The 11,524-nt window shown below is 70.6% G+C and carries 6 protein-coding genes; 3 read left to right on the forward strand and 3 right to left on the reverse strand.

Going from position 1 to position 11,524, the window contains the following annotated elements:
• Nucleotides 1-132: 132 nt before the first annotated feature.
• The 3 genes from ABZ374_RS29475 to ABZ374_RS29485 all read right to left on the reverse strand — a co-directional run bounded on the left by ABZ374_RS29475 (nt 133) and on the right by ABZ374_RS29485 (nt 4,474).
• Nucleotides 133-999, reverse strand: a complete 867-nt coding sequence (locus tag ABZ374_RS29475; protein WP_360316516.1) for an SDR family NAD(P)-dependent oxidoreductase — start codon at nt 997-999, stop codon at nt 133-135.
• 61 nt (nt 1,000-1,060) lie between these two features.
• Nucleotides 1,061-1,774, reverse strand: a complete 714-nt coding sequence (locus tag ABZ374_RS29480; RefSeq protein WP_360316518.1) for an alpha/beta fold hydrolase — start codon at nt 1,772-1,774, stop codon at nt 1,061-1,063.
• A gap of 300 nt (nt 1,775-2,074) precedes the next feature.
• Nucleotides 2,075-4,474 (reverse strand): MMPL family transporter, encoded by a 2,400-nt coding sequence (locus ABZ374_RS29485; protein WP_360316521.1) that lies wholly within the window; start codon nt 4,472-4,474, stop codon nt 2,075-2,077.
• A gap of 427 nt (nt 4,475-4,901) precedes the next feature.
• On the opposite strand from ABZ374_RS29485, the gene ABZ374_RS29490 reads away from it, so the two are divergent.
• The 3 genes from ABZ374_RS29490 to ABZ374_RS29500 form a co-directional block, all read left to right on the forward strand.
• Nucleotides 4,902-6,056: an SDR family oxidoreductase gene (locus ABZ374_RS29490; RefSeq protein WP_360316524.1), complete on the forward strand. Its 1,155-nt coding sequence runs from the start codon at nt 4,902-4,904 to the stop codon at nt 6,054-6,056.
• A 74-nt stretch (nt 6,057-6,130) separates the two neighbouring features.
• Nucleotides 6,131-7,717, forward strand: a complete 1,587-nt coding sequence (locus ABZ374_RS29495; RefSeq protein ID WP_360316527.1) for a PfaD family polyunsaturated fatty acid/polyketide biosynthesis protein — start codon at nt 6,131-6,133, stop codon at nt 7,715-7,717.
• 22 nt (nt 7,718-7,739) lie between these two features.
• Nucleotides 7,740-11,524, forward strand: a 3,785-nt coding sequence (locus ABZ374_RS29500) for a beta-ketoacyl synthase N-terminal-like domain-containing protein (RefSeq protein ID WP_360316530.1), incomplete at its 3' end; no start/stop codon positions are given.

Below are 11,524 nucleotides of genomic sequence, written 5' to 3' on the forward strand. Positions count from 1 at the left end.
AGCGAATCCGCTGCCCGAAAGCGCCCTCGGGGCGAGCGGCGGAATCGGCGGGCGGATCGGACGGCGGGCGCGAGGAATCGGCGCCGATCGGATCGAGCAGGCCGCGGTCGTCTGTGTGCGGGGCCGAATCCGCTACCGCCCGGCGCCCGCACCCGCGCGCACGACCTTCGTCCGCGCGCGTTCGATCGAGGCGTGCACGACCGGCTCGAACGCGGGCCCCAGCAACCTGGTGCCCAGGTCCATGACCTTCGCGTCGAGGCCGATGCACAGGCGGGTGCGACCCTTGCGCACGCCGGTGAGGATCACCCGCGCCGCGTCCTGGGCCGTGGTCTTGGACAACGAGTCGTGCACCGCGGCGACCTCGGCGCGGTCGGTTCCCTCCGCCGCCCGCGAGTTGTGCACGATCGAGGTCTTGATCCCGCCGGGATACGCGGTGGTCACCCCGATCGGGCTGCCCTCACGGCGCAGTTCGTTGCGCAGCGACTCGGAGAAGCCCCGGACGGCGTACTTCGTCGCCGAATAGGCGCTGCGCATGGGCATGCCGAACAGGCCGAACGAGGAGGAGACGTTGACGACGTGCGCCCCGTGGGCCGGATCGGCCCGGCGCAGGTGCGGCAGGAAGGCCTTGGTGCCGTGTGCCACGCCCCAGAAGTTGACGCCCATGATCCATTCGAAGTCGGCCCACTCCATCTCGTCCACGCTCGCGGTCAACGCCACTCCGGCGTTGTTGATCACCAGGTTGACCTGGCCGAAGCGCGCCGCGGTGGTGTCCGCCCAGTCCTGCACCATGGTGCGCTGCGCGACGTCGACCACGTCGGCGTGCACCTGTTCCGCACCCGCCTGCCGGGCCTGCTCCGCGGTCGCGGTCAGCCCCTCCGCGTCGACGTCGGACAGGGCCAACCGCGCGCCGTGTTCGGCCAGGGCCAACGCGAGTGCCCGGCCGATTCCGGAAGCGGCTCCCGTCACCGTGCACACGCGTCCTGCGTAGTCTCGAATCACGGATTCACTCCAAACACTCGACACACTCGACAACTTCGAACGACGGGCCCGGCCCCGCAACTCAGGAGAAGGCGCCGACGGTGGTGCGCAGATCGGTGGAGAGGTCCGTCAGCAGACTCGGCAACGCCTCGTGGACGTACAGGTGGCCGCCGGGGTAGGTGCGCAGTCGGATGGGCCGGGTGGTCTGCTCCTGCCAATTCGACAGGGATTCCACGGCGACCAGGGTGTCGTCGCGGGCACCGAAGACACTCAACGCACAATCCAACGGCGCCTCGTGGACGTATCGGTGCTGAAGGGCCAACAGCAGATCGGCCATCATCGGCGGCCCGAAGGCCGTCATCGCGCCCTGGTCCCGAAACACCTCGGGCGGCAGCAGGTCGGTGAGTCCCAATTGCCGCCAGGGCTGGTCGGACACCAGGATCGGTCGGCAGGCCCGCGCGAACGCGCCTCCCTGCGGCGGCGGAACGGCGGACACGGCCAGCAACGACGGCATCGGGTGGCCGCAACGGCGCAGCTCGCGCACGGTGTCGAAGGCGATCATCGCGCCGATGCTGTGGCCGAAGAAGACGTAGGGGCGGCCGTCGTCCGCTTCCAGGACGAGTTCCGCCACCATCGCGCTGAGTTGCGCGGGATCGGTGAGGGAGACCTCGCCCGTCCGGGCCCCACGACCGGGAAGTCGTACGGCCGTCAGTTCGACCGAATCCGGCAGGTAATCGACCCACGGCGCGAACATCATGGCGTCCGCGCCCGCATAGGGGATGGTGAACATCCGCATCGGGGCGAGCGGCCGGGTGGTGAAAGTGACAAGGTCCGGACGTGGAGAGCGAGTTCCGAGGGGGCGGCAGATGGATTCCACAGGCGATTCTCGATTCTCGATTCGTCGTACGGGAAAAGGCTTGGGGATCGGGCGTGTTCGGCGAAATCCCGCCGATCGCGCAGACTCTATGCCCTTGTGGGAGTCGAGTCGGAAACAATCCCCCGAACGGGGCAATGCCGCCGGCGTGAATTCGAAATACCGGAACAGCCTTGCGAATCCGGTGATTTGCCATTCGTGCCGGAGAACGCGACCGGCCGCTCAGGACTGCGGTCGGTCCGCCGTGTCGTGGCCGGCGTCCGCCGCCCGACCGACGAGTTCGGGTTGGGCCTCGGTGCGCGCGTCGGGCAGTTTCGGGCCCGCTTCGCGGGGGCGGCGTCGGGGCAACGACCAGGACGGCGCCCACCAGTTGGCCCGGCCGGTGAGTTGCATCAGGGCCGGGACCAGGACGCCGCGTACGACGGTGGCGTCCACGACCACCGCGACCGCGAGGCCGACCCCGACCGTCTTGAGCAGCGTGACGTGCGACATGGTCAGCGCGACCATGGAGGCGGCGACGATCAGGGCCGCGGCGGTGAACAACCGGCCGGTGTGCTCGATCCCGAAGACGATCGACCGGGTGTTGTCCCCGGTGCGCACGAACTCCTCCTTGATCCGGGCGAGCAGGAAGACCTCGTAGTCCACCGAGATGCCGAAGGCGACCGCCAGGGTGAGCAGCGGCATCGTCGTCTCCAAGGAGCCGCCGGTGACGAAGTCGCCCACCAGTCGGCGCAGATGACCGTCCTGGAAGACGTAGACGATGGCCCCCAGGCTCGCGGTCATGCTGAGCAGGCCCATCACGACCGCCTTGATCGGCACCAGGACGCTGCGGGTGAACAGGAAGAGCATCACCAGGGTGCCGACCAGCATGATCGCCGCGCCGTAGGGGAGTGCCTCGCGCAGCGTGTGTTTGGTGTCGGTCAGCTCCGCCGCCTTGCCCGCGACCAGGTGTGGCCCCGGAGCGGGCAGGGTGCGCAACCGGTGCACCAGTGCGACCGTTTCCGGTGCCTGGCTGTCGGCGGTGCCGACCACGCGCAACACGCTGCCCGGTACGGCGGGGCGGGCCGGGTCCGGTGGTACCACCGGACGCACGGCCACTCGGGTGCTGTCGTCGGGGGTGGGCTCGTTCGTCGTCGTGTCCGGCAACTCCGGGCCGGGCACCGGCAGTCCGGCGCGATAGTCGCCGGTGTCGGCGACCACGTGCGCGACATGGGGCAAAGCCGACAATCGTCGGGCGTACGCGTCGATCTCGGCTGCGTCGGTCACCGCGTTCGCCCGGGGCAGGATCACCGGGATGATCCGCTCGGGCGGGTCGGCGAAGTCGTCGCGCAACAGGTTTGCGGTGCGGTGTGGTTCGGAGGCGGTCGGCAGGATCTTCTCGTCGATGGTGGTGAATCGCGCGTGCAGGAAGGGCACGGCCAGGAGCAGCAGGAGCGCGGCGGCGGCGCCCCCGCACAGCACCGCCCGGCCGGTGGCCAGGGTGGCGATCCGACGCCAGAGGGGACTGCCGCCACCCACGCGGGCGGTCTTGCCGCGAAAGCGGCGGAACGGGTCCAGCCGATCCAGGCGTGGCCCCAATACGGCCAGCAGCGCGGGCAGTACGAGCAGCGAGGTCAGCGCCGAGATGATCACCACCAGGATCGACGCCCACGCCAACGAGCGCAGCAGTTCCAGCGGGAAGACGAACAGCGCGGACAGACACAGGGCCACGGTCGCGGCGGAGAACAGCACGGCACGACCGGCGGTGGCCATGCTGCGTGCGATGGCCCGGCTCGATGCGACGCCCTGGGAGAGTTCCTCGCGATAGCGGGTCACGATGAACAGGGCGTAGTCGACGGAGAGTGCGAAGCCCAGTGCCGCGCAGATGTTGATCGCGAACACGGTGATCGGCATGGTCAGCGTCAAGGTGGCCAGGACCGCCAGGGCGCCGGCCACCGAGACGGCGCCGACGGCGAGCGGGATCGCCGCCGCCGTCAGTGATCCGAAGGCCAACAGCAGGATGATCATGGTCAGCGGTGCCGCCAGCAATTCCCCGCGCTTGAGGTCGCGTTCGGATTCGTCGGTGGCCTGCGCGTTCAGCCACGCGGGCCCGGTGGCATCGACCCGCAGCCCGCCGGCGGCCTTGCGCACGGCGGGGACCAGGGCGCGCGAGGCGACGGCCGAGTCGCGTTCGGTGCCCGCCAGGTCGACCCGGATCAGTGCGCCCTTGCCGTCCCGGGAGCGCAACAGGGGGGAGCCGGTGCTCCAGTAGGACTGCGCCCGGGTCACGCCCGGTCGTCCCCCGACCAGTGCGGTGAGCCGGCGGCCCGTCTCGGCGACCTCGGCGTCGTCCACGGACGTGCCGGCGCGGACGTAGAAGACCAGGTCCGCGGCTTTCGCCCCGTAGCGGGCGGCGACCCGTTCGGCCTCGGCGGCCCGGGTCCCGGTCGCGGTGAATCCGCCGTTGGACCAGCGGTCCCGGGCGCCGGCGACCACCGTGGCGGCCAGTACCAGCACGATCATCGCGCCGACCAGGAGCAGCCGGCGATGTCGCACGCACAGCCCGGCGAGGCGGCTCAGCGGGTCGCCGGCCGGGTCCGGTGTCTCGTGCTCGGGAGGTGGTGCCGGGATGGTGTCGAGCATTGCGTGTCCTCCCAGGACGACGTCGTCTGTGCGATGGGCTGAGGACGTCCGTGAACCGGGATCGGGTGCGGACGTGGCGAACCCCCGGCCGCCATCGCATCGGGGCGGCCGGCGAGGGGCGAATCCTGGTGCCGATGATCCGCCGGGTCCACGGATATTCGGAGGAATTGTTCGTGCCGCAAACGAGGGTACCGCCCGCGCGGACCGCAACTCGTGATTGCCCACCCCGGCTGCCCGATACGAATAAATCGTATGTATAAGAATCGGATATACGCGTCCGATCGGCGGGATGGGGATGTGGATATTTGACCGTTATGCCGGTCTGGACAATGATGAATTATGCCCACCGGTCGGCATGCACGGAACTAGGCCATACCGGTGAATCTGACTTCCCGGGCCGTGGCCTGGACTATTGCACCGTCCCGCCATGGATAGGATCGACGCGCAATACCGGCCATCGGTTCCCCCGGAGAAGAGGAATGAGACCGTGCAGGTTACATTGACTGGCGGCACCGGTTTCCTGGGTCTGCGGCTCGTTCGTGAACTCGTGAATCGGAATTGCTCAGTCTCGCTGCTCTCGCGCCGCGGCAGTACGAGTGCGATCGACCGAATCTCCCAGGCCCTCGGGCGCCTGGGCGAGACGCCGGATTTCATTCAGAAATTTCGCCGCCGCGCCGACGAGGTGGACATCGATATCGAGCGCCCCCTGTTCGGCCTCCCGGACGACCGGGTGGAAAAGCTCGTCCGGCGGACCGACATGTTCCTCCACAGCGCCGGAAACATCGACCTCAATACGGGCGCCCGGGCGATCCGACCGGTGAACGTCAACGGAACGCAAAATTTCCTCGACATCGCCGCGCGCAGCCCGCACGGCGCGCCGTTCTGCCATGTCAGCACCGCGTTCGTGGCGGGCGCCCGCCGGTCGGGCACCGTCACCGAGGCCGACCTGATCGACACGTACGGCTTCGAGAACGAATACGAGCGGTCCAAGTGCGACGCCGAATCCCTGGTGCGCCAGTGGTCTCGGGAAAACGGAATGCCGGCGTTGATCATGAGGCCGAGCATTCTGCTGACCGACCGCGCGCCGGCCCCGGGACTCCCGGCCCACCCCTTTCAGACCATCAGCGCCCTGTTGCGCGCGTCGACGATCGAAAGAGGGATCGCCGGACTCTCCATTCCGCGCGGCCTGCGCCCGGTCATTCACATGCAGGGACGGGCCGACGCGCGGCTGAACTGCCTCCCCGTCGAGGACGCCGCGCGGGCCATCGTGAGCATCGCCGCGGAACGCCGGTCCAAGGATCCGGAGACATACCACATCGTGCACCCGGACGACGTGTCCGCCGCGACGCTCATCGATCTTTTCGAGAAATTTGCACCCATCCGCATCGTGCTCAAGCCCGAACTGCCCGAGAATCTCTCCCCGGCCGAGCAGCGCTTTCACAGCTACGCCGGGTTCGCCGCGTATTTCCGGCACACCAGGGTCTTCGACGACCGCAACGCGCGCCGTGTCCTGGGTGGGTCCTGTTCGCGGACGACCGTCGACATGGCCTATCTCCTGGCCGGGACGCACGGGATTCTTTGACGGGTCGACACAGGATTCTTTGACGGTCGGCGAAGTCCGACAACCTTTCCGAAAGGCCACAGGAGAAACCGTTCATGACCATCGGACTGCAGGCAGCACCCCGTCGTGACGTGTCGGATCCCACCGCCGACGGTCTCCTGGCCGTGCTTCGCCAACCGCGAAGCATGGCCACGATCGTTCGGCGCCTGTTCGACTCCGTGACCGGCGCCGTCCTGGGTGACGCGCCCGTCGACGGCTGCGAAGTCGTCGGCACCCTCTCTCCGTTGTATCCCGAATGGCTCGGCGATCGTTCCTTCACCACCGACCACGGCGTGCGATTCCCGTACGTGGCAGGTGAGATGGCGCAGGGAATCGCGGGCGTGGCGATGGTCAAGGCGATGGCCCGGGCCGACCTGCTGGGCATCTTCGGCGCGGCCGGACTGCCGATCGAGGCGGTTCGCCGCGCCATCGAGGAACTGCGCCGCGAACTGCCCGAACACGCCCCGTGGGGGGTGAACATCATCCACAACCCGCACTCGCCCGCCTGGGAGAACGAGGTGGCCGCCCTGGCCATCGCCCACGGCGTGCGCTGCGTGTCGGTGTCGGCCTTCAGCAACGTCACCCGCGCGCTCGTGCACTGTTGCGCCGCCGGGCTGCAGGTGCGCGCGGACGGTCGGGTGGTCCGCCCGCGGATGATGATGGCCAAGGTCTCGCGCCCCGAGGTCGCCGAACAGTTCCTCGCACCGGCGCCCCCCGAGCTGCTGCGCGAACTGGTCGCCGAGGGGCTGCTGACCGCCGACGAGGCGGCGCTGGCGGCCGGTGTGCCGATGGTCGACGACCTCACCGTGGAGTCCGACAGCGGCGGGCACACCGACGGCAGGCCGTTGTCCACCGCCCTCCCGCAGATCCTGGCCCTGCGGGACGCGGTCGCCCACCGGCACGGCATCGCACCGCGTACCAGGATCGGTGCGGCCGGCGGCCTGGGCACCCCGCACGCGGTTGCCGCCGCGTTCGCGATGGGCGCCGCGTACGTGGTGACCGGATCGGTCAACCAGCTCAGCCTGGAGGCCGATACCTCGGACCGGGCCCGCACCATGCTCCAGGCCGCGGACACCATGGACGTGGCCATGGCGCCGTCTGCGGACATGTTCGAGATGGGCTCGAAGGTACAAGTCCTCAGTCGCGGCACGATGTTCGCCGCCCGGGCCTCCAAGCTCTTCCAGCTCTACCGCGACCACGAGTCGCTGGAGGACATCCCGCCGGCCCAGATCGCCCGACTGGAACGCGAGATGTTCCGCCAGTCGGTCGACCAAGTGTGGGCACAGACCGAGGAGTTCTGGCGCACCAGGGAGCCGGCGCAGGCCGACCGGGCGGCGGTGGACGGCAAGCACCGGATGGCGCTGGTGTTCCGCTGGTACCTGGGCATGTCCAGCACCTGGGCGACCACCGGAGCCGCCGACCGCAGTGTGGACTACCAGATCTGGTGCGGCCCCGCGGTGGGCGCGTTCAACGACTGGCGCAGGGACGGCTTCCTCGCCGATCCGGCGAACCTGTCCGTCGTGCAGATCGCCCGCAACCTCATGGAGGGCGCGACGGTCCTGACCCGCGCCCAACAACTGCGCAGCCACGGTGTCGACCTGCCCGCCCAGGCGTTCACCTTCCCCGCCCACGAACTGCTCTGAATCGCACATCGCAAGGAGTCCCGTGCCCGAGAGCTCCCGTCCCTCCCAACCGCCCATCGCCGTCGTCGGTCTGAGCACCCTGCTGCCCGGTTCCTCGGACGTCGGCGGGTTCTGGCGCGACGTGGTCAACGCCCGTGACCTCATCCGAGACGTGCCGGAAACCCACTGGCTCGTGAGCGATCACTATTCGAGCGACCCCACCGCCCCCGACAAGACCTACGGCAAGCGCGGCGCGTTCATGTCGCCGGTGGCCTTCGACCCGCTGGCCTTCGGCACCCCGCCGTCCACCATCGACGCCACCGACACGGCGCAACTGCTGAGCCTGATCGCGGCCGAACACGTTCTCCGGGACGCCTGCGGCGACCAGGGCCCGTCCGAGACGCTGCGCGAACGCACCGGCATCATCCTGGGAGCCAGCCCCACCGAGCTGGCCTTTCGCATGTCGTTCCGGTCCCAACGGCCCACCTGGCGCCGGGTCATGCTCGCGCGCGGAGTGGCCGAGCCGAAGGCCGACGAGCTGTGCGACGCCATCGCCGCCTCGTATCCGGTGTGGAAGGAAAGCTCCTTCCCGGGCATGCTCACCAACGTCATCGCCGGCCGCGTGGCAAGGCACTTCGACCTGCACGGCAGCAACTACACCACCGACGCGGCCTGCGCCAGCTCGCTGTCCGCGATGAGCGCGGCCATCGACGAACTCACGCTCGGCCGCGCCGACATGATGATCACCGGTGGCGTGGACCCGCTGTGCGACGCGTTCGGCTTCACCTGCTTCAGCAAGACCCCGGCGCTGTCCCCGTCGGGCGAGTGCCGCCCCTTCTCCGCCGACGCCGACGGCACCCTCCTGGGTGAGGCGGTGGCCATGGTGATGCTCAAGCGCCTGGCCGACGCCGAGCGGGACGGCGACCGCATCTATGCGGTCATTCGCGGTGTCGGCACCTCCTCCGACGGACGCGGCTCCTCGATCTACGCCCCCGCCGTCGCCGGCCAGGTCCGCGCGTTGCGCCGGGCCTACGCCAGCGCGGGCTACAGCCACGCCACGGTGGAACTGATCGAGGCGCACGGCACCGGCACCAAGGCCGGCGACACCGCCGAAGTGACGGCCCTGCAAGAGGTGTTCGGCTCGGGCGACCCCGCCGACATCGCCCGCTGCGCGCTCGGTTCGGTGAAGTCGCAGATCGGCCACACCCGCACCGCCGCGGGCGCCGTCGGCCTGGCCAAGGCCGCCCTCGCCCTGCACCACAAGATCCTGCCGCCCACCCTCAAGGCGGACCGGACCGACCCCGCCCTGGAACTGGAAAAGGGTCCCTTCTACCTGAGCACCCGGACCCGGCCCTGGATCCGCGACACCGACCACCCGCGCCGGGCCTCGGTATCCAGCTTCGGGTTCGGCGGTACCAACTTCCACGTCACGCTGGAGGAGCACCGCACGGCCGAACCCGCCGCGGCGGGCCGGGAGTACACCCGCAGCGCGCCGAGCGAACTGGTGCTGTTGAGCGCCGAGTCCGGCCCCGCACTGGTCACCGCACTGGACGCGCTGAGCGCCGACACCGCGCCGCCGGCCGACCTGGCGCGCCGGACCCAACTCGCCTTCGACGCGGCGGCGGCCCACCGGTTGTGCCTGGTCGTGCGCGACGAGGACGACCTGCGGGCCCAGGCGGCCGACGCCCGGGAGCGGATCTCGGCCGAACCGCAGACCGCGTTCCACACGCCCACCGGCGTGCGCTACGCGTGCGGCCCCGCCGCGGCCGACAAGATCGCGCTGCTGTTCCCGGGACAGGGCAGCCAATACCCCGACATGGGGTCGGACGTCGTGCTGCACCAGCCGCACGCGCTCGCCGCGTGGGACCGGCTGGCCGGCTTCGAGGTCGACGGATACCCCCTGTACCGCACCGTCTTCCCGCCGCCGGTCGTGGACCAGGCGCAGGAACGCGCGCAGACCGAACGGCTCAAGGCCACCGAGTGCGCGCAACCGGCGCTCGCCGCCCACGCGTTGATGATCGGTTCGATCCTGGGAGCGGTCGGCTTCGAGCCCGACTGCGTGGCGGGCCACAGCTTCGGCGAACTCGCCGCGCTGCACGCGGCCGGCGTCTACGACGACGACACCCTGATGGCCCTGGCCCGCGCGCGCGGCGAACTCCTGCGCGACGCGAGCAAGGTGTCCGGTGCGATGCTCGCCGTCACCGCCACCGCCAAGGAAGCCGACGACCTGGTCCGCGGCATCCGCCGAGCCTGGGTCGCCAACTACAACTCCCCGACGCAACACGTCGTCTCGGGCGCGGAATCCGCGATCGTCAAGGTGGAGAAGCGCGCGGCCGAGCAACAGCTCACCACGCAACGGCTCGCCGTCTCCTGCGCCTTCCACAGCCCGCTGCTGCAGTCCGCGACCACCGGATGGCGCCCCACGCTGGAACAGCACGAGTTCGCGGCGCCGAAGCTGCCCGTGTACGGCAACGCGGATGCCAAGCCGTACCCCGGCACGGCGCCCGAGATCCGCACCGTGCTGCACGATCACGTCACCTCCTCCGTGCGGTTCGCCGAAATGATCCTGGCCATGTACCAGGACGGCGTCCGCACGTTCGTCGAGGCCGGACCGGGCACGGTACTCACCGGCCTGGTCGGCAGGATCCTCGCGGACCGGCCCCACGTCGCGCTGAGCGCCGACCACACCCGGGGCTCCGGACTCACCGCACTGCACCGCGTCCTGGGCGCGCTGGCCGTCGCCGGACGCCCCCTGGACTTCGCCCCGCTGTGGGCCTCGTTCACCTCGAGCACTCCTTCGCCATCATCGACAAGGACGGGTATGACCATCCCCATCTCCGGTCCGAACCCCGACGTGGGCCACCGCGAGAGCACCCCCGCCGCCCCCGCCATGCGCGAGCCGGGCACCGGGTTCGTGCCGGCCGCCCCGACCCCGCCGGTCGCCGCGGCGCTCCCGCCGGCACCGGCGCTCGCCGTGACCCAGGCGGCGCCGCCCGCCCGCGTCCAGGCCGCTCCGCCCGCGCCGGCCCCGGCCGCCGCGGTGGCACAGTTCGCCCAGCCCGCACCGGCACCCGCGCCCGTTCCCGCACCGATGGCCGCACCCGTGCCGGCGCCCGTTCCGGTACAGGCGGCCCCCGCCGTGCCGATGCGGACCCACGAGGCACCGGTCGCGCAGTCGCCGGCGCACGACGTCACCTCCTCCGGGTCCACCTGGACGCCGGTGACCGCGTCCGGCGCCTGGTTGCACGCCTTCCTGGAGGTGCAGCGACAGGCGGGCGACGCACACAACGCGTACCAGACCACCACCTCGGCCAGCCACGCGTCCTATCTGGACCTGGCCAAGACCTCGCTCGACGCGCTGATGGCCTGGCGGCCCGGAGCCGAGCCCCGAGCCGCGGCCGCGCCCGCTCCCGTCGAGATGCCGGTCGCCGGCGAGCCGACCGCGCAACTCGCGCCGAGCCCACGCGTGTTGGAGGGCCAGCCGCGAACCACCCGGGAGATCAGCCCCGCGCCGCCCGCGGTGACGCAATACCAACCGGCCCCGGTGACGCAGTATCAGCCGACCCCGGTCACCGAGTACCAGCCGGCCCCGGTCACGCAGTACCAGGCGACCCCGGTCGCCCAGGCCCGCCCGCCCATGCCCGCGGCGCCGCACAGCCTCCAGGCGTCGCCGACGCTCGCGCAGATCCCGGCACCGGCCGTGGCCCCCGCCCTCGCCGCCGCGCCGGCTCCCGTTTCGGTTCCGGCTCCCGCCCCGGCTCCGGCTCCCGCTGCGGCTCAGGAGAGCGGCGCCGAGGTGGCGTTGGCGATCGTGGCGGAGTTGACGGG

Source organism: Embleya sp. NPDC005971, from assembly GCF_040629175.1.
GTDB lineage: Bacteria > Actinomycetota > Actinomycetes > Streptomycetales > Streptomycetaceae > Embleya.